The organism is Lachnoanaerobaculum sp. (genome assembly GCF_057250505.1).
In genome coordinates this window covers 1-295 of sequence record NZ_DBHIEQ010000033.1, presented here as the reverse complement: position 1 = coordinate 295, position 295 = coordinate 1, and the positions used below count along the sequence as shown (strand labels likewise).

At 46.8% G+C, this 295-nt stretch carries 1 protein-coding gene; it reads left to right on the top strand.

Annotated elements, in window-relative coordinates; all coding sequences use genetic code 11:
- Positions 1-295: SIS domain-containing protein (locus ACO6FI_RS11515; RefSeq protein ID WP_485457457.1), on the top strand; the 295-nt coding region annotated here is incomplete at both ends.

The window sequence follows — 295 nt, the reverse complement described above, 5'->3', positions numbered from 1 at the left end:
GAGAAAAGCTGTAGAAGGCGCCGAGGACTCAAAAGAACTTGCCGTAAATGATTTAAAAGAACTGGGGCTAAGTGATAAGGATACTTTGGTAGGGCTTGCTGCAAGCGGCAGGACACCCTATGTAATAGGCGGTTTGGAATATGCCGAAAGTCTCGGAGCAAAAACGGTAGCTGTAAGTTGTGTAAAGAATGCAAAGATATCAGCACTTGCAGACGCCCCTATAGAGGTGGTTGTAGGTGCAGAAGCTGTGACAGGTTCTACAAGAATGAAAGCCGGAACAGCACAGAAGATGGTG